Annotated in this window: 20 protein-coding genes; 18 read left to right on the top strand and 2 right to left on the bottom strand. The window is 42.6% G+C overall.

All coding sequences use genetic code 11. The features are described from left to right. From H580_RS0120855 to H580_RS0120865, 3 genes are all read left to right on the top strand, one after another. Window positions 1-1,452: an MDR family MFS transporter gene (locus H580_RS0120855; RefSeq protein WP_028596508.1), complete on the top strand. Its 1,452-nt coding sequence runs from the start codon at window positions 1-3 to the stop codon at window positions 1,450-1,452. 277 nt (window positions 1,453-1,729) lie between these two features. Then, window positions 1,730-2,827 (top strand): FecCD family ABC transporter permease, encoded by a 1,098-nt coding sequence (locus tag H580_RS25030; protein WP_084509428.1) that lies wholly within the window; start codon window positions 1,730-1,732, stop codon window positions 2,825-2,827. Between the two features lie 62 nt (window positions 2,828-2,889). Next, on the top strand, window positions 2,890-3,858 hold the full coding sequence (locus H580_RS0120865; RefSeq protein WP_051217647.1) for a FecCD family ABC transporter permease: 969 nt from the start codon (window positions 2,890-2,892) through the stop codon (window positions 3,856-3,858). A gap of 308 nt (window positions 3,859-4,166) precedes the next feature. On the opposite strand, the gene H580_RS25035 is transcribed toward H580_RS0120865, so the two are convergent. Next, window positions 4,167-4,766, bottom strand: a complete 600-nt coding sequence (locus H580_RS25035; RefSeq protein WP_051217620.1) for a DUF2238 domain-containing protein — start codon at window positions 4,764-4,766, stop codon at window positions 4,167-4,169. Between the two features lie 261 nt (window positions 4,767-5,027). On the opposite strand from H580_RS25035, the gene H580_RS0120875 reads away from it, so the two are divergent. Genes H580_RS0120875 through H580_RS0120885 form a run of 3 tightly spaced genes read left to right on the top strand, consistent with a single transcriptional unit; the run spans window position 5,028 to window position 8,270 of the window. Further along, window positions 5,028-5,705, top strand: a complete 678-nt coding sequence (locus tag H580_RS0120875) for a response regulator transcription factor (RefSeq protein ID WP_028596510.1) — start codon at window positions 5,028-5,030, stop codon at window positions 5,703-5,705. Further along, window positions 5,702-7,138, top strand: coding sequence for a sensor histidine kinase (locus H580_RS0120880; protein WP_028596511.1), 1,437 nt, complete (start codon window positions 5,702-5,704; stop codon window positions 7,136-7,138). Before H580_RS0120875 ends, H580_RS0120880 begins: the two co-directional genes overlap by 4 nt. Before the next feature lie 28 nt (window positions 7,139-7,166). Continuing rightward, the gene (locus H580_RS0120885; protein ID WP_028596512.1) at window positions 7,167-8,270 is read left to right on the top strand and encodes a Fe(3+) ABC transporter substrate-binding protein; all 1,104 of its coding nucleotides are present in this window, start codon (window positions 7,167-7,169) and stop codon (window positions 8,268-8,270) included. Window positions 8,271-8,340: 70 nt separating this feature from the next. Here the strand turns inward: H580_RS0120885 and H580_RS0120890 are convergent, their stop codons facing one another. Further along, window positions 8,341-8,634, bottom strand: coding sequence for an RNA polymerase alpha subunit C-terminal domain-containing protein (locus H580_RS0120890; RefSeq protein WP_028596513.1), 294 nt, complete (start codon window positions 8,632-8,634; stop codon window positions 8,341-8,343). Between the two features lie 383 nt (window positions 8,635-9,017). Here H580_RS0120890 and H580_RS0120895 point away from each other — a divergent pair, with 383 nt between their 5' ends. The 12 genes from H580_RS0120895 to H580_RS0120950 all read left to right on the top strand — a co-directional run bounded on the left by H580_RS0120895 (window position 9,018) and on the right by H580_RS0120950 (window position 24,278). Further along, window positions 9,018-10,112 (top strand): Fe(3+) ABC transporter substrate-binding protein, encoded by a 1,095-nt coding sequence (locus H580_RS0120895; protein WP_028596514.1) that lies wholly within the window; start codon window positions 9,018-9,020, stop codon window positions 10,110-10,112. 2 nt (window positions 10,113-10,114) lie between these two features. Continuing rightward, window positions 10,115-11,767, top strand: a complete 1,653-nt coding sequence (locus H580_RS0120900; protein ID WP_036605597.1) for an ABC transporter permease — start codon at window positions 10,115-10,117, stop codon at window positions 11,765-11,767. After that, complete coding sequence (locus H580_RS0120905) at window positions 11,764-12,432, top strand: ABC transporter ATP-binding protein (RefSeq protein WP_028596516.1); 669 nt, start codon at window positions 11,764-11,766, stop codon at window positions 12,430-12,432. Before H580_RS0120900 ends, H580_RS0120905 begins: the two co-directional genes overlap by 4 nt. A gap of 185 nt (window positions 12,433-12,617) precedes the next feature. Beyond that, on the top strand, window positions 12,618-13,523 hold the full coding sequence (locus H580_RS0120910) for a Gfo/Idh/MocA family protein (protein ID WP_084509430.1): 906 nt from the start codon (window positions 12,618-12,620) through the stop codon (window positions 13,521-13,523). Between the two features lie 40 nt (window positions 13,524-13,563). Then, on the top strand, window positions 13,564-14,001 hold the full coding sequence (locus H580_RS0120915) for a GtrA family protein (protein WP_036605598.1): 438 nt from the start codon (window positions 13,564-13,566) through the stop codon (window positions 13,999-14,001). Between the two features lie 142 nt (window positions 14,002-14,143). Next, window positions 14,144-14,854, top strand: coding sequence for a lysoplasmalogenase (locus H580_RS0120920; RefSeq protein WP_028596519.1), 711 nt, complete (start codon window positions 14,144-14,146; stop codon window positions 14,852-14,854). A gap of 956 nt (window positions 14,855-15,810) precedes the next feature. Further along, window positions 15,811-16,959: a hypothetical protein gene (locus H580_RS25040; RefSeq protein ID WP_169449389.1), complete on the top strand. Its 1,149-nt coding sequence runs from the start codon at window positions 15,811-15,813 to the stop codon at window positions 16,957-16,959. A 27-nt stretch (window positions 16,960-16,986) separates the two neighbouring features. Then, a complete protein-coding gene (gene wsfD / locus H580_RS0120930) occupies window positions 16,987-18,480 on the top strand; it encodes a glycan biosynthesis hexose transferase WsfD (RefSeq protein ID WP_036605599.1) in 1,494 nt (497 codons plus the stop codon). Between the two features lie 29 nt (window positions 18,481-18,509). Continuing rightward, a complete protein-coding gene (locus H580_RS0120935; RefSeq protein ID WP_051217622.1) occupies window positions 18,510-20,063 on the top strand; it encodes a hypothetical protein in 1,554 nt (517 codons plus the stop codon). A 10-nt stretch (window positions 20,064-20,073) separates the two neighbouring features. Further along, window positions 20,074-21,324, top strand: coding sequence for a glycosyltransferase family 2 protein (locus H580_RS0120940; protein WP_028596522.1), 1,251 nt, complete (start codon window positions 20,074-20,076; stop codon window positions 21,322-21,324). A gap of 19 nt (window positions 21,325-21,343) precedes the next feature. Beyond that, a complete protein-coding gene (locus H580_RS0120945) occupies window positions 21,344-23,434 on the top strand; it encodes a cellulose biosynthesis cyclic di-GMP-binding regulatory protein BcsB (protein WP_028596523.1) in 2,091 nt (696 codons plus the stop codon). Next, a complete protein-coding gene (locus H580_RS0120950) occupies window positions 23,424-24,278 on the top strand; it encodes a diguanylate cyclase domain-containing protein (protein ID WP_028596524.1) in 855 nt (284 codons plus the stop codon). The genes H580_RS0120945 and H580_RS0120950 overlap by 11 nt, the downstream gene beginning before the upstream one ends. The last annotated feature ends 83 nt before the right edge of the window (window positions 24,279-24,361 follow it).

Here is a 24,361-nt window from a genome sequence, read left to right on the forward strand (position 1 = left end):
ATGAGCGCGTGGTTAAACCCGCGTAAAGTAATGTGCATCGTCTACGTCGCCGCGATGTTTGTGGTGGCGATGGATGCGACCGTACTTAACGTAGCGCTCCAGACGATAAGCCAAGAGCTTGATGTTCCGCCAGCTGCATCTGGGATTTTGAATGTCGGCTATTTAGTTAGTCTCGCCATCGTCCTACCGATGGCGGGTTGGCTTGGCGACAAGTGGGGGACGAAGCGAACGTTCTTACTTGCGCTCGCCATTTTCACTGGAGCCTCAGCATTGTGCAGTTTTGCGCAAAATTTAACGACATTGACGATATTCCGCGTCATTCAAGGAATTGGGGGAGGTTTGCTCACGCCAGTAGGGATGGCGATGTTATTCCGCACCTTTCCACCGGAAGAGCGAGCGAAAGTATCCCGCTCACTCATACTGCCAATCGCGATTGCTCCTGCGGTTGGGCCTATTGTAAGCGGAATGCTAGTCGAGCATTTTACTTGGCGTTGGATTTTCTATGTGAACCTGCCTATCGGCATTCCAGCGTTATTGTTCGGGTTGTTCTGGTTGAAGGAGAATAAGCAGCCGAATGTCGGCAAGTTAGATGTGCCTGGGTTCCTTTTATGTGCACCAGGTCTTGCGCTTGTCATGTACGCGCTTACCCAAGGACCAATCCATGGTTGGAGCTCACCAGCAGTATGGGGGGCTGGAACCATCGGGATCGTACTGTTAACTCTGCTGGTTAAAGTAGAACTAAAGGTCAGTCAGCCGCTATTGGATTTGCGGCTGCTGGGCAATCATTTGTTTCGCACAACTGGGCTTGTTTCCATCTGTGCGTCAGCAGGCTTGCTTGGGATGCTGTACGTGTTTCCACTGATGTATCAAAATGCGCTGCATGCCTCTGCATTGGAAACGGGATTAACGACGTTTCCAGAGGCAATCGGGCTTATGATTGCATCTCAGTTAGTACCGTGGACGTATCCAAGGTTTGGTCCGAAGCGTGTCATGGTCATAGGCTTTGTAGTAACAGCGCTCATATTCATTACGCTTAGTACGGTAGATGCCAATACGAATCCATGGTTTATTCGTGGACTATTGTTTGGAGTAGGTATTTTTCTCGGCCAAACGGTGGGCTCCGTACAAATCGCTGCCTTTGCAACGATTCCTCCAGTGTCGATGGGACGCGCGACGACTTGGTTTGCGATGCAAGGTAGACTTGGACCTGCGTTGGGGCTTGCTATCCTCTCTGGTACGCTAGCCTTCATCGGCACAAGTACGGTGAACGCTGTAGGACAGGCAGAGCCAAATCTACTGGCCTATCGCGTTGCATTGCTAGTAGCTGCTGGGTTCCTGCTTCTAGGCGCATGCATAGCGATGTTCATTCGAGACAGTGATGCGGCTGCTACGATTTGCAAACCTGTGAAGCCAAGCTCGGCGAAGGAACAGCCTGTGCCCGCTGAAAGCTGAAGCAGGGGGAATGATCGTTCTTCTAATTTATTCGTTGTTGAATAAGAGCAGAGGCTGTCTTGATTGTTGTCAAGGCAGCTTCTTTCGTGCTTTTCAAGCAACGTAAAGTAAAGCATGGAGATCTGAGGAAATAAAGATTCGGTGAGCAATTAGCACGTTTTACAATAAAATGAATTCAATGATGCATTGTAATATTCAGGAATTAAGCTTAAAATAATAAACGTATAAATGAAAATGATTATCAATATCATAACGGATAGGTGTGAAGGTGACAGGTATGAGTCAAAGAGCTAATTCGTATTCAGACACCGTTGTTTCGACACCAGTACAGGCCACAACAACTAAAGAATTAACTACAACAACGACAACGAAGATTCGCACTCGTCCGTGGACCGCATCAATCATTCTTATTGGTGGACTTATCGCGCTGCCTTTAGGTATGGCGATTTCGATTTGTTTTGGAGCTGCTAATATTGAATTCGCTACCGTATGGAATGCTATTTTTCATTTTGATCCGAATGTCAGTCAGCATCATGTCATTCAGGATGTTCGATTACCACGCATACTTGGCGCTGCGATGATCGGCGCATGCTTTGCCGTCGCTGGAGCTATGATGCAAGGAATGACTCGCAATCCACTTGCAGACTCCGGTCTGCTTGGTTTAAATGCTGGGGCAGCCTTTATGCTGGCGGTCTGCTTTGCCTTTTTACCGAGTTTGCCTTATATGTATCTCATTTTGTTTTCCTTTATTGGAGCAGGAATAGCAGTTGGTATCGTATATGGGATAGGTTCAATGGCAAAAGGGGGACTGACACCAGTAAGGCTTGTGCTCGCTGGTTCTGCCTTAACGGCATTGCTGTCTGCTGCTAGTGAAGGAATCGCACTGCAATTCGGGATTGGACAAGACTTGGCGTTCTGGTATGCAGGTGGCGTATCAGGGACGGATTGGAATCATCTCAAAATGTTGTTTCCGTGGGTATGCGCGGCATTAATCGGAGCTATTATGCTGTCACGATCAATAACGATACTAAGCCTCGGCGAAGATGTGGCAAAAGGATTAGGGCATCATGTTCGCACGATTCGAGCGCTAGGGATGCTAATCGTTCTTATATTGGCGGGGACAGCTGTATCGGTTGTAGGCGCTGTTGGTTTCGTAGGGTTGATTGTTCCACACCTTACACGATATTTAGTAGGGGTTGATTATCGTTGGATCATTCCATGTTCCGCTGTAATTGGCAGCTTGCTTGTCGTTTTTGCTGATTTGGCAGCACGTATGATTCACCCGCCACATGAGACTCCGGTTGGTGCGCTTATTGCGTTAATTGGGGTACCGTTCTTTCTATACTTGGCTCGTAAAGAGAGGAGAGGGATGTAGGCGTGAATCAAGCTTATTTTGAAATAGCAGATCAGTTAAAACGTAGACGCTATCGTACGGTTATGGCTGTGTTAGCGATCAGCATCGTAGTCTTATTTATTATAAGTATGAATACAGGCCATATTCGTCTGTCTCCGCTTGAACTGCTGCGGACAGCAGTCGGATCAGGTACAGACAGACAGGAACTGATCTTATTTGAATTCAGACTGCCCCGTATGGTCATGTCAATTTTAATAGGTGCAGGGTTAGCTGTCGCGGGTACGATTATGCAAGCTGTTACTCGCAACGCACTAGCAGACCCAGGTATTATGGGCATTAATGCAGGTGCAGGGTTAGCGGTTATGCTGTTTATATCTTTCTATGAAACGAATAGTCAAGCATCCATATTTATTTTGCCATTAGTGGCATGGGGTGGAGCAGGAATAGCAGCAGCGCTTGTATTTCTATTATCGATGAAAAGACATCAGAATCTATCACCGACACGTCTGTTATTGACGGGGGTAGCGGTAGCAGCAGGTATTAGTTCCGCCATGATTGTACTTACGCTTAAACTGAATCCAGACAATTATCAATTCGTGGCCACATGGTTGGCAGGCAGTATGAAGCATACGACTTGGAACTACGTGTTGGCACTAGTTCCATTCATTGTCGTAATCATGCCCTATGTATGTTACAAATCACGAATGCTAAATGTACTGAATCTTGGGGAACAGACAGCTACTGGACTTGGGGCCCATGTATCAAAACAACAGATCGTTATGCTTGCTGCCTCGGTTGGACTAGCTGGCACCTGTGTAGCAGTAAGCGGCAGCATTGGCTTTGTGGGCCTCATTGGACCGCATCTAGCTAGGCGTCTTATTGGTCCGAAGCATCAATTTCTTCTGCCAACCGCAGCAGCAGCAGGAGCCTTGCTTGTTATTGCGGCAGATACGATCAGCCGCAGCTTCTCAACAGATGTGCCAACAGGTATCGTAGTAGCTATTATCGGAGCACCGTATTTCTTGTACTTATTGGCGAAATCCAAATCGTAGTGGATTGACATTAGTCATATGGAATTTACACTTTTCGCAGGATCAAAATGCTTCTAGGTTATAACATATGAGAATACGAACAAAGAGGCTGTTACCTAGCACTTGATGGCAGGTTGGCAGCCTCTTTATTTGTTCGAACCAGTTCCATTTATGAAATCAGAAAAACATAGAATCCTCGAACATACCGTTTCGTTCTTATCACTATTACAATGTTCATTTGGCTATGCAGATGCAGTGGAATGTGTGCTGCATGACCAGCTTTCGTTGCTCGATGGTGAGTCGGATATGACTCACAGTTTCACGGATTGCTATTTTGAGTCGAAAAGAGAATTCGGGTCCTTTTTAACTTTGAACACAAGATAGAAAGCAGTAGCGATAGCGCCAACAGTTCCACAAATAATGTCCAGCATCGTATCGTACAAACTTCCATTTTGTGATTTGAACCCTAACAAGCCATCAACGGTGAACTCATAGATCTCCCATACGCCAGCCATTGCGACCGAGAAGAAGAAGGCAAACCAGATTGCAATAGAGGGAGCAATTTGGCTGCGATGACGACGTACCTTTTTCCCTAGGATAAACAGTCCGACGAAACAAAGTATGACCCCAGAGAGCAGATGCTCAATTTTGTCCAAATGCGGAATTACACCATACATATTAAATAAGTTGGCAATCAACATGGCAAGCGCGATAAAAAATAGAATCGAGAAGCGCAGTGCAAAGGGAAGATCGCTTTTCGTCCATGTAAGTAACCCACGCAGCAGCAGCAGTACGACAATAATCAAAGCGGATTGAAATACTTTTCCGCCATTTCCGATTACCAAATAGTAAACAAACGTTACCGTACAAATCAGGTATAAACTTAGTTCAAAAAAGTCATTGAACGTTAGTTTTTTCTTTTGCTTCATATAGGAATCACCTCGTTATTAAATTGTTACCCAATAAATGGCTGGATATTAGTATACGGATGGAGAACAGTACGTGTGACCCAATTATTCCGATACGATCTGCTCGACTAAATTACTTATGTACACAACTAAACGAATGAACATAGATGATAAGGATTCTCAATATAGCAATCCTGATATATACTACAACATATAGAAGATGATGTCGAATTGTGATGTCAGGTTATACATGATGTGCATCATGTAAGAAAGGAATCCATAATGAAGAAAATATTGCTTATTGAAGACGAGAAAAACTTATCACGCTTTATCGAGCTAGAGCTGCAGCATGAATCGTTTTCGGTAGGCACTGCTTCTAATGGTCAAGATGGTCTTCAACTTGCCATGAAAGAGCACTGGGATTTGATCCTGCTGGATCGGATGCTGCCAGGTATAGATGGACTTGAAGTGTGCCGACAAATTCGTGCGCACAGTCGAACACCGATTATTATGATAACAGCGAAAGATCGTATAGCTGATCGCGTGGAAGGATTGGACAGTGGAGCGGATGATTATATTCCAAAACCATTTGCGATTGAGGAACTGCTGGCACGTATTCGCGTTGTATTCCGTCGACAAGAGGAACATGAGGAACCGCCATATAAACGATTGGTATTCAAAGACTTAACCATTAACCTCGATGCAAGAATCGTCAAGAAAGGCGCTGCCGAAATTGAGCTAACGAAGCGAGAGTATGCATTGCTTGTTGCCTTGATGGAAAATACAAATCGAGTGCTGAGCAGAGAAATATTGTTGAACAAAGTATGGGGCTACGAAGCCGTAGTTGATATGAATGTAGTAGATGGCTATATAAGATATTTGCGTAAAAAAATAGATACCGTTGGTCAGGATAGCTATATTCAGACATTGCGTGGTATCGGCTATGTGATGCGTAAATGAAGCTGCCATCAACGATTAACTTATTCTTGCGAATGCCAATTAAGTGGAAGCTTACGCTGTGGTCATCCTTTATCTTATTTGTCCTTTTTATGGCCTATAATGCTGTTCAATATGTGTATATGGAAAAATGGATGTTGGGTCAAGAGAAGGCAAAAATTCAAGTGAATATGAACCAGCTGCTGAACGAGCTTCTTGAAAATGAATATGCACTGCAGAATAAGGCGCATGCGAGCATTCGTCAATTATTTTATAGAGTAAATGCACCTAACCAATTGATTCGTTTAATGGATCAGCGTGGGGAAACGATCGTTACAGTTTCAAGTCATGTATCTGATGAATGGTTGAAGCCTCATCCTGTGACGAAATCGGAAATCGTACTAACGGAAGTGAATGGACGCTCATTTCTAGTGATGAGAAGCCCAATTACGGTGTTTCAATTTAACGGAACGATTGAAATCGTGAAGAGTATGGATGGCTTTACGCAGCTAAGTGCTGCATATGCTCAAATGATGTTTGTTTTTGGGTTGGGTGCGGTGGTTCTGTGTGGCCTTGGTGGAGGGATATTGGCATGGCAAATGTTAAAACCAATACAGTCCATGGCCCTCACGATACGCAAGGTGAAGCAAAAAGGGTTGCAAGAGCGCGTTCCGATTCAAAATAAGGGTGACGAGGTTGGCAGGCTCCTTGTTCTGTTCAACGAGATGATGGATCAAGTGGAGCAATCTTTCCATCAGCAAACTCAATTTGTAGAAGATGCATCGCATGAGCTGCGCACACCGATTGCAATCATTGAAGGACATCTAGGATTGCTTCAGCGTTGGGGCAAGAATGAGCCTGCTGTCCTTGAAGAATCACTGCAAGCGTCTATGCAGGAATTGCTTCGCCTGAAAGGACTAGTTCAAGAGTTGTTGGAACTCAACCGTGCAGAGCATCTTGACGGAGAGCCATATCGTACGGTATCCAAGCTAGGTGAAGGGATTCAATCGCTTATTCAGAAGCTTACTCTCATCCATCCTTCGTTTCAATTTGAAACCGAGGTACAATCAGTGATGGAAACGTCCCTCGCTATAGGTGAACAGCATTTTGAACAAGTGATGCTCATTATTTTAGATAATGCTGTTAAGTATTCTTCCAACGAAGCTCATATCCATATCCAGGCAGCGGGATATAAAGATATGGATATGGTACAGATCGTCATCACAGATAGAGGAATAGGTATTCCGAAGGAAGATCTGCTTCATGTAACTGATCGGTTCTACCGAGTAGAGAGCGCGAGAAGCCGTGAACGTGGTGGGAATGGACTCGGATTGTCCATTGCTAAGCGAATTATAGAAAAATATGATGGCAAGTTCATGATTCAAAGTGAGTATGCGAAAGGGACGGAAGTGACCGTTTCATTGCCTATTGCATCAAGAAGTAAATCATCAGAATGACTATCAGAAGATTGAAAGGTATGTGCTAATGAATAAGAAAGTTTCCGTCATAACCGTCTCACTGGTGGTGCTAGTTGTCCTTTTGATAGGTGCGATCAGTGCCATAGTGAACCGTACGGGGGAGAACACAAACGATAACCTCATCCCTAACAAGAGAGAGCAGGCTGCTGTGAATAAAGAGTCAGTTGTCAATGTATATACGTCGCGGCATTATACGGTTGACCGGAAGTTGTTTGAACAATTTACAAAAGCTACTGGCATTAAGGTCAATGAAGTGAAGGGAACAGCTGACGAATTGATCGATCAGTTGAAAAGAGAAGGAGAGCATACCGAGGCAGATTTGTTTATCACGGTAGACGGCGGCTCCCTGCAAGCTGCGAAGCAAAATAATGTCCTTCAGCCTATACGTTCGACTGCTCTTGTTGAGCAAGTAGATGAGCGTTGGCGGGATGTGGACGATCATTGGACAGCTATTTCAGCTCGTGCGCGTGTCATTGTGTACGCAATAGATCGGGTGAAGCCCGAGGAGTTGTCTACGTATGAAGATTTGACGAGTGAGAAGTGGAAAGGTCGTGTGTTGGTACGTTCCTCTGCGAACTTGTACAATCAGTCGCTGCTAGCTTCATTCATTATGCTTAACGGTGTAGTAGAAGCGGGGCAGTGGGCTAATGGAATAGCAGCCAATATGGCACGTCAGCCAGAAGGCGGCGACCGGGAACAAGCGTATGCTATTGTTGATAAAATTGGGGATGTTGCATTCATAAACAGTTATTACATTGGACAGATGCTTAACTCCAACAAGCCAGATGAGGTGAGAGCCGCTAGTCGCCTAGGTGTGTATTTTCCGAACCAACAAACGACAGGGGTTCACATGAATGTGAGCGGTGTGGGGCTGACCAAGCATGCAAAGAACAAGGAGAATGCGATAAAGCTTATTGAATACATGACGAGTCAAGCGGGACAAACCTTATTATCGGGTGAAAGTTATGAATTCCCTGTTAACGAGGCAGCAGAAATGCCGGCTTTGTTAAAGGAGTGGGGTTCATTTAAGGCGCAGGTTATTAACTATGCGGAGCTTGGTAATTATCAACTTGAGGTTGTGGAGTTGTTTCAGCAAGCAGGTTGGAAGTAAGTGAATTCGATAGATAAACGTAAACGAAAGGACCTCAATTCCGCTCTATAGGGAGAATGAGGTCCTTATTTTAATTTTTAAACGAGAGTGCACTTTCTTGCAAAGCGGCCCGTAGCTTGGGTAATGACGCTGGTCCCATACCGTGCAGTTGTAAAATTTCTTTCTCGCTATAGGCGGAGAGCTGCTGCAACGTTGTTATTCCATGATGCTCCAACGCTCGTCTTGCAGGTGCGGACAGAAGCGAAAGAAATCCGGTTTCGGGTTTGCTTTTTTGTGCACAAACGGGACAAGTTGGACAATCACTGCTTTTATAGTAGTTGTGCCCATGCTCACAAGTTCTTAGCGTTTTATTTGAAGTTGCCATTTTAAGAAATCTCCTTTTCCATTGTTGGACTCCATTGCTACTTCTAACATTCGACTAGCATCGAAAACATCCTATGTTGTAGACTGCGTAATTTCGCAAATGAAATCACCTTTCTATTATAGAACGTACATTCGCAGCTATCAAACCATCTGTACATTTCAACATGATACATTTAAAAAAATCGAGTAATTATTTTGTTTTTCACACCGTTTTCACATTTTCATTCGTTATAGTAACGATAGAAATTGCAGATGATTATCATTATCAATGAGAAATGAGTGAGAATGATAACAGAAGTGTTAGTAGCGATGTGTTGGAAATATCGAACTAGCACCCAGCTTCATTCGTTGAACGTAAATTACAGACTAGGGGGATCACCTAAGATGAAGAAGAGAAACTTCAAAAAATCAGTTATGCTGCTTACGATTGTCATGATTATGACGTTGTTGGCAGGTTGTGTTGGAGGTAACAAGTCCACTGCCCCAGATGCTGGACAAGCAGCTAAGGAGCCAGCAACGAAAGCAAGCAACGAAGTAAACATTTATACAGCACGTCATTACGATGTAGATGCTGAACTATATGCGAAGTTTACAGAACAAACGGGTATCAAAGTCAATGTAATTGAAGGCAAGGCACCAGAACTTATCGAACGTTTGAAGCGTGAAGGTGCAAGCACACCAGCAGATTTGTTCATTACCGTAGATGGCGGTATCCTCAATACTGCGAAGACAGCTGATTTGCTGCAACCGATCCAATCGGCTGCTATTGATGCTCAAGTTCCGGCAGACATGCGCGATAAAGATAGCCATTGGGTGGGATTGTCCACACGTGCACGTGTCATTGTATATGCAAAAGATCGTGTAAATCCAAGCCAATTGTCTACGTATGAAGATTTGGCAACAGATAAGTGGAAAGGCAAGCTGCTCGTTCGTTCTTCAACGAACTTGTACAATCAATCATTGCTAGCGTCTCTTATTTCTCTTAACGGTGAAGCAGAAGCTGAGAAATGGGCAGCAGGTATTGCCGCTAATCTAGCGCGTGATCCTGAAGGTGGCGACCGCGATCAAGCGAAAGCAGTAGTAGCTGGTACAGGTGACGTGGCGATTATGAATACGTACTATGTAGGCCGTATGACTGTGTCTGATGATCCAGAAGAAGTGAAAGTAGCGGAGAAAATCGGTGTGTTCTTCCCGAACCAACAGACGACAGGTACGCATTTGAACATCAGTGGTGCAGGTCTTGTTAAACATAGTAAAAACAAAGAAAATGCATTGAAATTGATCGAGTTTTTGACAGCTAAGGAAGCACAAACAGCGGTTTCTAAAGCAAACTTTGAATTCCCAGTAAACAAAGAGGCAGAAATGCCTGAATTGCTGAAGAGCTGGGGTACATTCAAGCATCAAGGTTTGGACTTCGCTGTATATGGTGAACTAAATCCGAAAGCAGCTGAAATTGCAAATAAGGTCGGTTGGAAATAAATATGAACAAACGACGTCTTTTCATCAATTTGAAAAAAAGAATGAATGTATGGACGATCGTTAGCCTAACAGGGGCAGCAGTTATTCTGCTGCCCATCCTGTATGTGTTGTCTGGGTTGATTCGGCCAGCTAACGATAATTGGGAAACCGTAAAACAGTTCCTACTGACTGATTATGTCATAGGCTCTTTGAAACTGGTGCTATTCACCGGTTTTTTTGCTACGTCTATCGGTGTTGTGCTCGCTTGGCTTGTCGTTGGCTATACGTTTCCTTTGCGAAAATGGTTTACATGGGCCTTGATGCTTCCATTAGCAGTGCCTCCTTATATCGCAGCATATACCTATGCGACGATGACGAGTTATACCGGTTTTATACAAGCGACGCTGCGCAATCAATTTGATATCCATATAAGTCCAGGTACGATTGAGATTATGTCAACACGAGGCGCGGTGTTCATTTTAACGTTGTTCTTATTCCCATATGTGTTTATGATTGCAAAAATGTTTCTAGAGCGTCAAAGTGCCGTTTATATTGAAAATGCAAGATTATTAGGGCATAAGCGACTATCCTTATTTTTCAATGTCGTGCTTCCCATTTCACGTCCGGCTATTATTGCAGGCTTAATGCTGGTCGTCTTTGAAGTTCTGAGCGACTATGGAGTGGCTAACTATTTCGGTGTACAGACATTGTCTACTGCCATTTTCCAGACGTGGTTTAGTATGTATGATGTTGACTCTGCGATGAAGTTAGCGGCATGGCTCATGGTTGTTATTATTGGCATATTCGTACTGGAGAGATATTTGCGGCGCAATCAGCAGTACAATACGTCGATGAAGCAGAATAAGCCGCTAGCGCCGAAGCCTTTAAAGGGAGCGGCAGCATTTGGCGCCACTGCTTTTTGTATGGTCGTATTTTTGTTGTCGTTTGTCATTCCGGTTGTGCAGTTAATTGTGTGGGCGACTTGGACGTATGAGAAAATGTGGACTGCCGATCTCATCGAGTTGACGCTGAACAGCTTGAGTGGTGCTGCTATTGCTACCTTTGTCATCCTTATATTTGCACTTTTGTCTACAAGAACAGTGAGAACGATGTCTTCATGGCCAGCCTATTTGCTTACGAAATTGATGACAGTTGGATATGCGGTACCTGGTGCGATTATTGCAATAGGTGTACTAGCAGTCTGTATCCAATTCGATAAATGGTTATCTCCCATTTACGCTTCTGTAGGTATAGGGGAGGGAATGCTTTGGTTAAGCACATCGCTATTTATGCTATTGGCAGGTTACGTAATACGGTTCATGGCAACAGGTTATAATGCGATAGAAACGGGCTATGACAAAATTCCGCGAACTTACTCAGAAGCGGCAAGAACACTTGGACATGGGTCAGCGAGTACCTTTTTCAAGATTGAGCTGCCACTATTAAGAGGCTCCATTGTGACGGGCTTCATCCTTACCTTTGTTGAAATTGTAAAAGAGCTGCCGATAACGATGCTGCTGCGTCCATTTAATTTCGATACGTTGGCGGCACGAACGTACCAGTTTGCTATTGATGAGCGAATTTATGAAGCAGCGCTGCCATCATTGCTGCTGATTGGGATTAGTTTTATTTCGGTGCTGTGCATCTTGAAGATTGAAAAGGAGAAGACGAGATGACGTATGTGTCTATTAAAAACTTAACATTCCGTTACAACAAAAGGCAGACGCCGATTATCGATGATCTCTCCTTTACAATTAAGAAGGGAGAAGTTGTTGGCATTGTGGGAGCAAGTGGTAGTGGAAAAAGCACACTGCTGCGTATTATTGCAGGCTTGGAGCAGCCGGAGCAGGGGAAAATTGAAATCGATCATAACGTTATGATGGATGATACACGTTGGGTAGAAACAGAGCAGCGTGGAGTAGGTATGGTGTTTCAAGATTACGCGCTGTTTCCACATCTGAATGTGGCAGATAATATCGCTTTTGGGCTGCATAAGCTAAAGCGCTCGGAACGCAAGCAGAAACTGCTTGAAATGTTGGAGCTGGTTCAGATGTCAGAATACGCGAAGCGATACCCACATGAGTTGAGCGGTGGTCAGCAGCAGCGTGTCGCGATGGCTCGTGCACTTGCACCTAAGCCGTCTCTTTTGTTGATGGACGAACCATTCAGCAACTTGGATGCCCATCTCAAAGCAAACATTCGTAAAGAATTGCTTCAAATATTGCGAAGATCAGGTATCACTTGTTTGTTCGTTTCTCACGATCAAGCGGATATTGAGGCGATTTGTGAACGGGAGTTTTGTATAACCGCCAATAGCGGTGGTAACTTTTGCTCGTGTTAAAGAGATTTGTAAGTGTGTAAATGACGACAGCCAATCGAGGATATAAGTCTCGATTGGCTTTTTACATGCTTGTGCTTTGATTATGTTGTGAAGATTCATTATATAAAAATACGATCAACCTACCTGAGTGGAACTTCTAAGTGGTATGATGGTATTGACTATCACATCTTGTGGGAGGCATTTTAATGATGAAAATTGGAGTTATCGGTATTGGTGATATAGCAAAGAAAGCGTACTTGCCCATTCTAGGCACGAGAGCAGATGTGGAGCTGTCGATTGCCAGCCGCAATCAAGAAGTTGTAAGCCAAGTTGGACAGCAATATCGGGTTGCACATAAGTGTGCTTCCGTACAAGAACTGGTGGCTACGAAGATTGATGCTGCTTTCGTCCATGCATCTACTGAAGCCCATCCGCTGATTGTCCGTGAACTTATTGAAGCAGGTGTTCATGTATTTGTTGATAAGCCGATTGCTTATACACTTCGTGAAACCGAAGAGCTTGTATCCCTAGCTAAACAACGCGGTGTTGGACTTATGGTAGGGTTCAATCGTCGATTTGCTCCCATGTATCGGAATTTGAATGCAGAAATACATCACCCAGAAACGATATTGATGCAGAAAAATAGAACGGGTCCACTATCCGACATTCGTACGACCATTTTAGATGACTATATTCATGTGGTAGATACTTTGCTTGCTTATGTGGGGAAAGCGAATGTGGATATGCACGTGCAGGCAAAAATAGAAGAAGGATTGTTGCATTATATTATCCTAAATGTAGCCGCAGGCCAAACAACGGGGATTGGCATCATGCATCGTCAAACTGGTATAACGGAAGAGCGTCTTGAATTGATGGGCAATCAAAAGAAGTTTGTGGTTAACAATATGGTGCACACGACCGCATTTGTGAATCAGACGGAACAGTACCAGTCTTTTGGAGATTGGACGACCACGTTGTATCGCAGAGGCTTTGTCGATATGATTGATCATTTCATTACTTGTGTTAGAAATGGACAACCATTTGAAACAAGCGGGGAACGTTCTTTGCGTACACATGAGCTGTGCGAGAAGATCGTAGCGGAGCTTTCATAGGCTTATAAGCAGATTCAATTAACTGGAGTAGGTTGTTATTATGGTGAAATCTTTTTTTCAAAAATTTATGTTTGCCCGGTTTCTAGTCGTGGGCGTAATTAATACGATAGTTGGCTTGACGTCTATCTATGTCTTATTTAACGTCGTATCATTGAATTACTGGGCTTCTACAGCAATGGGAAATGTAATAGGTGGTATTTGCAGCTATATTTTAAATAAAAAATATACGTTTCAAGTGCAGTCATCTATATCGAATACTTCAACCGTAATCAAGTTTATTGCTGTTAATATCGTGGCTTATTTCACGGCGTACTATATAGGATATTGGATCATCCAAATAGCGGAGAGCATGGCGCAATATATGTCACCTTTATTGTATGAAAACCTTTCTATATTAATTGCTTCAGGCTTGTTCACGATACTTAATTATGTTGGTCATAAATATATAACATTTTCAAGTCGAGCTGCAAAACCGTAACTACCATTTTGTAATACGTTGTCTCGGTAGGACCAATCAGACATGAAGTGCTTAATGTAATTTATTAGAAATGTTAAAATAACCTTAAGTCACATACTTTTAAAAATGTTATCTGATAACATGTTGAGAGGGTGAAGTCACCTTGAACAATCTAATATGGATAATAGTGGGGATTGCGCAATTATGTACGATAGGTACAGCGGCATTTAGAGCTTCGCAGGACGTTTCTGGACAACGCAAGTTTCCTAAAATGTTGTGCATGTTATTCAGCAGCTTGCTCGTAGTAACCTCTTGGCTTGTTGCGGTATCAGCTGATTTTGCAACTCCGTATGTATGGCTGGCTGCCGGGATGTCTCTTTCCTTTATCGGAGATTTATCAATGGCTGCGTTATTGCCGTGGCGTCATCCTATCATTGGTGGCATGATCACATTTGGTCTCGGACACTTATGCTACATGATTTCCTTTACGCAAATTGCTAATTCAAATGGATTTACGATATATAATGAGGCTTTCATCACAAGTGCAATCGTTCTTATTGTTACACAATTGTACGTATGGAGACGCATCCTGAATGTACCTACACAGCCACGAGCTATTGTGAACGGAGCAGCGGTCTATGGGCTGCTTGTTGGTTTCACGGCAGTGTATGCTGCGGGCTTATGGCAAGCCGTAGGAGGTCTGTGGCTGCTTCCACTTGTAGGAGGCTTACTATTTGTATGGTCTGATTTCTTAATTGGTTGGTTCGATATCGGTGGTAGAAAATTGAGAAATCCTCGTTTATGGATTTGGATAACATATGGGTTCGCTCAAATCTGTATCGTGTATGCACCACTTGTGCACCTGTTGCAATAACGGGTGCTGTTTAGAACATGTTGTTATCGATACCTCTTATAATAATAAATATAGACCCGATGAATCAACGTTGCGTAGGAAAATAGACCTGTGTGCGTACTGTGTATTGTTGCACAGAAAATTATTGTGGTACAAGAAGGATGGAAACATTTATTTTATACCTAGGCTTTCCATCTTCATTAGAAGTGGAGAGCTTTCATTTTTGCTTATGTATTAAGGAACGAAAAACGGCATAGAGACAGTTTTTAATTCACGTTGCAGGTATTAGCTTTTATTTTCTGATTCGAGTTGTACTACAATGGGTACATCATTTTGTTCAGAAATTGTTAAGTCTACAGAACTATAATGATAGGGATGTTCATTAATTATCCTTGATCATTTTCACATAATTGCCGATAATCATAGGTATAAAGAATTACTTTTTGTAATTGTGAAGACTGGCGAAAGGTATGCTGGAGAAACCAAATATCCGCTTCGAAAAATGATTAGATTTGCAATTGACGGTATTGTTCATTCTTCTCGAAGCTGTTGAAATATATTATGCGTATTGGTTTGATTACAGTTTTTCTAGCGTCGGTCTCTTATTTTATTCTGTATGTGCCAATGTGCCAATGTGCCAAGTTTCTTGGCTTCCCTATGAAGCGGGGACTTCAATTATCGTAGCTATGACATTGTTCAGTGGCGTACAGATATTTTCCCTAGGTATTATTAGTGAATATATTGCCAGAATATATGACGAAAGCTAGAACAGACCTTTTTAATCTTGCAAAATGAAGTCAACTTTGAGCAAATGCAACCATCTAACTGGGCTAAGGATACAAAGGTTTCCTCTATTATTGTAAGAGCATTCGCAGCGTAAAGATAAGAATTAAGAACTAATACCTGAAGCAAAAGTAAATGTAGGTAATAAGCACTCAATGATTCCTTTTTGAATCACGAAAGTGAGGTTTAATGAGGTGAACAAAAAAATGGTATTGGGTGCTAGTATTATTTTGTCTTTTCTATTGCTCACATCCTGTGACCGTTCTGAACAGGTTGTGAAACCAGTAAGGCCTGACAAGCCTGCAACGGTAGCTCCACTACTGCCAAGAGAGAACTATGGAGATGAACCTGAAACTCAAGCAAATGAAGAGCAGCTGTACCAGTTTATTTCTAAACAGTTGACAGGAACATATGGAGTGTTTACGAATTTCCATAACACGACTCAGTCGGCGGTAGTAGCAACTGGACACGAAGTGCTGAGTGAGTCAGCAGGATTGCTTATGCGTTATTATGCGCTAACAGGGCAGCAGGAGGCCTTCGATGCAGAGTGGCAGCGTGCTAAAGAGATCTTTAACTTGTCAGCAGGATTCAGCTATCGATATAGTCCACAGCAAAATAAACGTTATCCGTTAAATGCTGCGGTGGATGATCTTCGAATCATACGTGCCTTGCATGAGGCAGGAATTGCTTTTAGCGATAACCGTTATTCGAAGGAAGCTGCACAATATGGCGAGCGTTTCTACGAACATAACAGTAAAGACGGACAACTGTATGATTTTTACGATGAAACGTATAAGATGACAAACGACTTTATTACGTTATGTTATATCGACCTTACTTCGTTAGGATTACTGCCCATATCAACTTCGCAGGCAGAGGCTTTACAACAGAACATGCTCGACATTATGCGCAAAGGTTATTTATCTGAGCAATTCCCATTCTATGAAACGAGATACAGCTATAAAACGGGGGCGTATCAGTCGGAACAAATTAATACGGTTGAATCGCTGCTGACTATTTTATCACTTGTAGAAGTGAAACAGCACAATCCAGCGAGCATTACATTTATCAAAGATCAGGTGCAAGCAGGTACATTGTTTGGGCATTATACCAAAGAAGGTAAAGCAGCAACAGATATCCAGTCTACTGCAATATATGCGATTACTGCTATGATTGGATCTGAGCTCGGCGATAAGGATTTGTATAAGACAAGTATTCAACGAATGGAACAATATCAAGTCCGCAATAGCGGTACGAAGCTTGATGGAGGCTATGGGGACGTTGCCTCACAACAAGCATACTCATTTGATAATCTCATGGCTTTATTGGCCTATGCGCATTAATGGAAATACAGAAAGGGTGAAGAGTTGATGACGGAGAGCGTGAACATACGCGTAAAAAGCATACTCATTTCGCTGAGTCGGTATGTATCTCCGGCTATGCTCGCAGCCGCTGGAGTGTTGATTGTTACGATCATTGCCTTATTTGTGCCACCCTATATCGGGATGGCGGATAACGGAGACTATTCACGGATTATTTATAGTAACGGTTTGTATATTTTGAATCCAGACTATAAAACGCATTTCTTTGGCTATTTCGTTAAAGAATATGGTATATTTCAGCACTTTAATGAGCATGCAGCTGCTTTATTCTCGTCACATTCGTATTTTATTCGCTTAGCTATCTGGCTAAATGAATTATTTTACAGTGATCAACTATTTGATGTTCGTTTTCAAACCATCATTTTTCTTGCCTTGTACACGATTGCCATCTATCTGTTTATCGAGAGTCTAACTTGGAAAGTTCCTCGAAAATACGGCTACCCAATTGCGCTAATCGCCATTTTTGTATTTGCAGACACGGCGTATACGGCCTTTTTCAACTCCTTCTTCAGTGAAAGCATCATGTTAATAATGACTATGCTTGTATTTGCTGCGGGTTTGTTAATGTATCGCAATCGCTACAACGATTATGTACTAATGACAGTGTTTTTTATTAGCGCATTGATTCTAACAACGAGTAAGCAGCAAAATGCCCCGGTTGGTGTCATTCTTGCGGTTACAGGCGTTGTGCTCGTCTTTATACGTAAAGAGCGTTCTTTCCGTATTTGGATGTCATCGATTCTCGTGGCCTTATTTCTTTCGGGAATCGGAACCTATGTGTTAATTCCGAAGGAATTCGTAAATATTAACGCGTACCATGCTATGACCCGTGGTGTCTTGATGGAATCAGAAGACCCTGAAGCAACGTTGAAAGCCTTCGGCATTGATAAACAATATGCGGTTTTAAATAAAAGCATCTATTTTGAGCCATTCACAACGGTAGATGTGGACTCCAAAATACTAGAGGACCATTTCTATAGCAAATATGGATTCGGCTCGATACTGGCTTATTATCTTACTAATCCAGCTCAAGCGTTTAAGATGTTGGATATTGCTGCGAAACATGCCTTTACGATAAGGCCGCCTGCAATGGGGAACTACGAGCTATCTGCGGGTAGGGAATTTGGAGAACAGACCAGATTCTTCTCTCTTTACAGTAATATTAAGCATGCATTAGCACCAAAGACGTTCGGTTTCGTCATCCTTTGGGTTATTCTCATTGTTGGTTTGTATATGCCGTCTTTCATTACAGCTGTGAAGGCCAAGCACATGAGGCATATTCAAAGGTTGCCACTCATTTTAGGGATGATGTTACTGGGCTTATCTGGTATTTTCGTTTCCATTATCGGTGCTGGTGATGCGGATTTATCCAAGCATGAGTTTTTATTTACACTCGTGTTTGATTTAGTCACATTTGTTGCAGTAGCTGATGCCATTCGTCGATATTTATGGCGTAGTGACAAAGATGCTGCCATGCAGTAGCATGTATATGAATTGAAGGGAGGTAAGGCATGTTGTTTAAAGCAACAAACAAAATACTGCTGTTATTTATGATTGTGCTGCTTGCCATGATCGCCATCGTGCCTGCTCCCCTGGTTCATGCTGAGTCAACTAAGCCTGTTCGCGTATTGCTGCTGTATGATAGCTTGGCTAAGGGTACATCAAAATCAGGTAATGTTGAAGCACTTCAGCATATATTAGCTGCTTATAGTGTCACTGTTACGCTGCAATCTTTTGATAACTACAAGCAAGGTGAGCTGCAGCAGTATACGAAAGTAATTGGTATTCATAACGTAGCTGATATTTCGATAACGAATCAGGATTTCGTGAGAGACTTTACACAATACAAAGGAAGCTATTTACATATTGGAACGAATGTGCCAGCTATGGTCCAGAGTAAGTTGAATTTACACACGAGAGAAGTAAATGTGGACACGTTTCGACTGTCGATAGACGATTTCTCACAGCAAGCGATCCAAGCCGAAGCACTTACGTATATCACAGCATATGAAGGTAATAGTCATGGGCTTATCTCGTCAAGAAGCGGTCGTCAGTCTCCATTTGGAGTCAGTCAAAACGGGATAGCTTATATTCCTTACTTTGAAAAAGGAAACTTGAGTGAACTTGCGATTGGGTATGTGCTGCGTGATTGGTTAGGATGGACAAATGAGAGCAATACGTATGTGGTATTTAAAGAAATATATCCATTCTCTGACTTAGAACGATTGGAGAAGTTGGCGGACGAGCTGTATGAAGCGGGAATTCCTTTCGTCGTAAGTGCCAGACCTATCTTTATCAATTTTGATTATCCAGCAACAAAACGTTATTTTGAAACATTGAAATATGTGCAATCTCGTAACGGGAACATCGTAGTTAACGTACCAGAGATATACGCTATATTGAGTCCGCTTGAGCGCGATTTGAACAAGAGCTTTGAATTGTTCATTGATGCAATGGTTAAGCAGGGGGTTGCTCCGCTAGGTTTTGGTGCGGAAATGTACTGGACCTATGATCAGTATTTTACAAATTCAGGATTAGGATTATTTGATACGGCTATCTTATTTCAGAATAAGGAAATTAAACATAAGGCACAAGATTATACGTCGAAGTCGTTCCCGTCCACTTTATATAGCTTGCAATTAGATTTTTTGGAGCAATTTGAGTATAGGGAAAAAGCACTCACGGATTTTCCAATGAATACGGCAATAACATTCGACTTTAATGATAACGGGCAGGAATTAGATGAGGCCGTGAAATGGCTCCGCGATAGTTGGGTAACCTTCGCTGATTTGAAGTATGGGGATCATACTGTAACAACAAAAGCGAACACCATTCGATCAAGCGGAGGCTCTTTATACATTAATGACCAATTGATCGATCTAGCAACTGCACGTGAGGAAGTTAGTGAGGAATTTGAGTACAAACCTAAAGTAGAAAAGAGCTTCGAGCGTTGGTTTAATGTCCAAAATAAAGTCTTTATCGTTATCATTCTGGTGACGATTGTAGCGTTTGGCGGCTTCTTCATCATTGGCTACCGATTATACAAACGTAAGTATTTCAAATGAGGAGGCCGTTATGACGATTGCAGATATATTAATGATGATTGCCGTGGTTTGTATTTGGTCTCTTTTGCTTGTCAATGTGGTACTTATTATTGCAGGCTACTTGTATTACATCGATATTGAAGGTGAAGAAGTGCCTCCCATCAAAGGTGAAGCACCTTTCGTTACCATCATGGTTCCCGCACATAATGAAGGGAAGGTCATTATAAAGACCGTCGAATCGCTTTTAGCTCTAGACTATCCGCATCATAAATATGAGATTATCGTCATTAACGATAACTCATCAGATGATAGCAGCGTCCTCCTAGCTGACTTGCAGGATCGCTATCCAGGGCGGAATCTAATCGTTATTAATACAGACAAGGTTACGGGCGGCAAGGGAAAATCCAATGCTTTGAATATTGGATTTCAGCGCAGTAAAGGTGAGTTGATTGCGATTTATGATGCAGATAATACACCAGAGAAAACAGCGCTGCGTTATTTGGTAGGCGAAATTATGAATGATGATTCGCTCGGTGCGGTTATTGGCAAGTTCCGTACACGGAATCGCGATGCGAGTTTGCTAACACGATTTATTAACATCGAAACGTTATCATTTCAATGGATGGCGCAGGCAGGAAGATGGAAATTGTTCAAGCTGTGTACCATTCCAGGCACCAACTTTATTATGCGTCGTCATATTGTCGAAGAGATTGGCGGTTGGGATGTCAAAGCAATCGCAGAAGATACGGAGATCAGTTTCCGTATTTACATGATGGGATACCGAATTAAGTTTCAACCTAAGGCTGTAACTTGGGAACAAGAGCCGCAGACGCTTAAAGTATGGTTCAAGCAGCGTACTCGCTGGGCAAAGGGCAATATTTATGTGATTGTCAAAAACATACCGCTGCTCTTTAACCGCTCAGCCAAAAGAATTCGTTTTGATATTTTATATTTCTTATCGATCTACTTCTTGTTGTTAACGTCGCTAGTGATGTCTGATATTTTACTCATCCTACATGCTTTGGGTTATGTTCATACAACAATTGCTGGGCTTAGCTTGTTCCTTTGGTTGCTTGCGATAACGCTATTCGTTACCGGAACATTTATTACGATCATCACAGAAAAAGGAGAAATGCGTCTCTCCAACCTATGGATCATACTGCTTATGTATGTGTCATATTGCCAAATGTGGATGGTCGTAGCTGCGTATGGATTATATGCGTATATAAAAGACCAAATTTTCAAGCGCGAAGTGAAATGGTATAAAACGGAACGTTTTTAAGATAGGAGAGAAGCGTGTGATGAGAAGAAGTCTACTTATCGGCATCACTTGTATATGTATGCTGCTTTTACAGCTTGTTCAGCCGATGGCAGTGGCTGCTGCTGAAGTTAGCAATGTAAAGGTGTACGAGACACCGATGACGAATACGAACACGTCGTTATCGGGCGTGATGACGTCCAAGCATTTTCAATTTCAAACTGAACCTTATTGGAAAGCAAAAAATGCAACGGTTACGTTGGATTACAAAGCATCGCAGTTAACGATAAATGATCGATCCAGTGTTACATTGTCGATGAATGGAACTAAGTTCTATTCATTCCGACCTAAAGTTGCTGATCAAGTGAAGCAGCAGTTGGCAGTAGTTGTTCCAGCAGAATTGCTTGTTAAGGGCAACAATACATTATCTGTGACAGGTAATATTGAGACGACTAAAAATGATCAAATCTGTGTACCGCCAGATAGACATGATAATTGGGTAGAGTTTTATAAGTCTTCTACGATTGCTGTAAAGTACGATACGGAAGCATTTAGTGGCAGTATACGAGACTTCAATGAACGATTTACGGGAATGGACACGGTTCGTGACGATTCCAATGTAATTGTGATTCCTGAACAAAGCAGTTCGGCGGAATTGGAAGCATCTGTGCATGCATTGTCAGGCTTCGCAAAATCAAATCGACTGAAAAACGATACGATTCCGATGCAAAAATTTGATGCGGCAGCGATGGATCATAAAAAATGGATCGTAGCTATATCCCTATACGATCAATTGCCAGCTACGCTCAAAGCTTCTTTGGAGCAGCAGGATGTAAGCAAGCTAGCGCTTATTCAAGTTGTGAATTGGTCTGGGAAGCCAACGCTTGTTGTTACTTCTCAAGATGCGAATTTACTCGTTAAAGCTGGACGACTAATCGCAAATCAAGAGCTTATGATGCAATTGAATTCGAGCTCAAAAGTGATCACCGAAAGCACGGATGTCAATACCGCTGCTGTGAGTGTGAGCAAACAAATCACGATAACCGAAACTGGCGATGAATTAAAAGGGCCTATGCGCCAAGAAAAAAGTTACTTTATTGCCTTGCCAGCTAACCGAGCCATTGCAGACGCCAGCAAGATTAGTCTTGACATGCGTTATGCTAAAAATTTAGACTTCGATCGTTCCATGGTTACGGTCTATGTAAATGATAAGCCGATAGGCAGCAAAAAGCTGACTTCAGAGTTGGCGAATAGTGACACGCTTACTTTGCCAATACCTAAAAATCTTGATATCTCAGGCAACTTTATGATTACGGTGGCATTTGATTTGGAAATGAAGCATGGCACATGTATTCGACCACAGGATGAGATGCCGTGGGCGTACATTACGAAGGATTCTGTACTGCAATTAAATACGAAGGACAAGACGGAGTTGTTATTCAACAATTATCCAAGTCCATTCTTACGTGATGGCAGTTTCAATCAAGTTGCGGTTGTTATGCCGAAGGAGCGAGATACCTATACGTATTTGGCGCTGTCGAATCTGTTTAATCTCCTCGGGCAGTATGCAGAAGGGAATACAGGTAATATTCGCTTCTACGATGATACCGTAGCTTCTTCTGAACTGACAGCATACAATATTATTGCTATTGGCAGCCATGCAAATAATAAAGTAATCCGTGATCAGAATGCGAAGCTCTATTTCCAATATGGAGCGGATGGTGCGGGATTCATTTCCAATGAAAAGATGAGCATTGATCAGGAATATGGCAAGCGATTGGGGACATTGCAGCTCATTGAATCTCCGTATAAAGATGGTCATGGACTATTAGCGGTTACTGGAGCGAGCTCTGAATATTATTACTTGGCTTCCAAGCTGCTGGGCAGCGAAGAACAGAAGTGGAAAGTATTTGGAGACAGTGTGGCTACGGATAAGGATGGACAAGTATTTGCCCATCGCTTTAAGAAGCAGGCAGAGCAAAATGAACAGTCACTTGTGAGCAATATTATGGAACGGAGCGATGTGCTTGGCTTTATGGTTGCTGTGATGCTCATCATCGTGCTGATTCTCGTATCGCTAATGTTCATGATTCGCAAATATAGAAAGAAACGGAGGCAGAACGATGAAACGTAATCAAGGTAGTCTGCTGTCCGATGGAGCTTTCTTGCTGTGGATTGTCATGACGTTTGTTAGCATCATATTCATTGCGGGAGACCCGAACCGCTATATATTGAATATTATTTTATTGAATGTGGCTTTGCTTGTTGCGATTGTTACGTACTTTACATCGCTGACAATCGGGCTCATCCTAAACGTACTGTTTATTTTCGGTTACGGTACGTTCACGCTGTATGAAACGATTATGCAGGGTAGTGTGCTGGAAGGGCATCATTACTTCTGGCTTATCATGACACCTGTGTTTACCATTGTTGCGTGGATGATTACGTTTAGCAATCAGCAAATGCAGGCTGAGAATGCGCAGTTGCTTAAGAAAAATCAATCGTTGGCGACCATGGATGAAAATACAGACTTGAAAAACAGCCGCTCTTTCCAAAAAGATGCGACGATATTTATGGCGCTATCCAAGCGATATCAAATAGAGCTCACACTGCTTGTCGTAAAGGTAAGATACTGGGATGAGCTAAAGCAGATGGTCAGCAGGGAACAAATGTCGGAGCTGATTTACGATTTGTCCAAATTGAGTGAGACGAGCATACGTATGAATGATTCGCTCTATATGCTGAATTCCGACGATCCGACATGGGGGCTGCTGCTGTTTACGGATCGTGAAGGCGCTAATATCGTCATCAATCGAATTAAGGATAAAGTAGCATCATTTAATGCGCATGAATCTACAGGCAAGTACAAAATTGATTTGGATTTGATTATTGGCGCGATTGAGTACGATGCGGAGACGGTCACGACTCCATTGGATTTCATTGCCCAGGCAAGGAAACAGTTGGAGTATGATGTGTAGTTTTTCATAAAAAACATAATGAATCCCCTTTAGGCCGTGCAGTTGACGCATCAAAATGATGTCGTTGCAGCATGCATGCTTAA

The organism is Paenibacillus assamensis DSM 18201, from assembly GCF_000422445.1.
Lineage (GTDB): Bacteria > Bacillota > Bacilli > Paenibacillales > Paenibacillaceae > Paenibacillus_B > Paenibacillus_B assamensis.

Coding starts and splice junctions, on each gene's coding strand:
- H580_RS0120855 (WP_028596508.1), top strand. CDS start 1: ATGAGCGCGTGGTTAAACCCGCGTAAAGTAATGTGCATCGTCTACGTC.
- H580_RS25030 (WP_084509428.1), top strand. CDS start 1,730: ATGAGTCAAAGAGCTAATTCGTATTCAGACACCGTTGTTTCGACACCA.
- H580_RS0120865 (WP_051217647.1), top strand. CDS start 2,890: ATGGCTGTGTTAGCGATCAGCATCGTAGTCTTATTTATTATAAGTATG.
- H580_RS25035 (WP_051217620.1), bottom strand. CDS start 4,766: ATGAAGCAAAAGAAAAAACTAACGTTCAATGACTTTTTTGAACTAAGT.
- H580_RS0120875 (WP_028596510.1), top strand. CDS start 5,028: ATGAAGAAAATATTGCTTATTGAAGACGAGAAAAACTTATCACGCTTT.
- H580_RS0120880 (WP_028596511.1), top strand. CDS start 5,702: ATGAAGCTGCCATCAACGATTAACTTATTCTTGCGAATGCCAATTAAG.
- H580_RS0120885 (WP_028596512.1), top strand. CDS start 7,167: ATGAATAAGAAAGTTTCCGTCATAACCGTCTCACTGGTGGTGCTAGTT.
- H580_RS0120890 (WP_028596513.1), bottom strand. CDS start 8,634: ATGGCAACTTCAAATAAAACGCTAAGAACTTGTGAGCATGGGCACAAC.
- H580_RS0120895 (WP_028596514.1), top strand. CDS start 9,018: ATGAAGAAGAGAAACTTCAAAAAATCAGTTATGCTGCTTACGATTGTC.
- H580_RS0120900 (WP_036605597.1), top strand. CDS start 10,115: ATGAACAAACGACGTCTTTTCATCAATTTGAAAAAAAGAATGAATGTA.
- H580_RS0120905 (WP_028596516.1), top strand. CDS start 11,764: ATGACGTATGTGTCTATTAAAAACTTAACATTCCGTTACAACAAAAGG.
- H580_RS0120910 (WP_084509430.1), top strand. CDS start 12,618: ATGATGAAAATTGGAGTTATCGGTATTGGTGATATAGCAAAGAAAGCG.
- H580_RS0120915 (WP_036605598.1), top strand. CDS start 13,564: ATGGTGAAATCTTTTTTTCAAAAATTTATGTTTGCCCGGTTTCTAGTC.
- wsfD (WP_036605599.1), top strand. CDS start 16,987: ATGACGGAGAGCGTGAACATACGCGTAAAAAGCATACTCATTTCGCTG.
- H580_RS0120935 (WP_051217622.1), top strand. CDS start 18,510: ATGTTGTTTAAAGCAACAAACAAAATACTGCTGTTATTTATGATTGTG.
- H580_RS0120940 (WP_028596522.1), top strand. CDS start 20,074: ATGACGATTGCAGATATATTAATGATGATTGCCGTGGTTTGTATTTGG.
- H580_RS0120945 (WP_028596523.1), top strand. CDS start 21,344: ATGAGAAGAAGTCTACTTATCGGCATCACTTGTATATGTATGCTGCTT.
- H580_RS0120950 (WP_028596524.1), top strand. CDS start 23,424: ATGAAACGTAATCAAGGTAGTCTGCTGTCCGATGGAGCTTTCTTGCTG.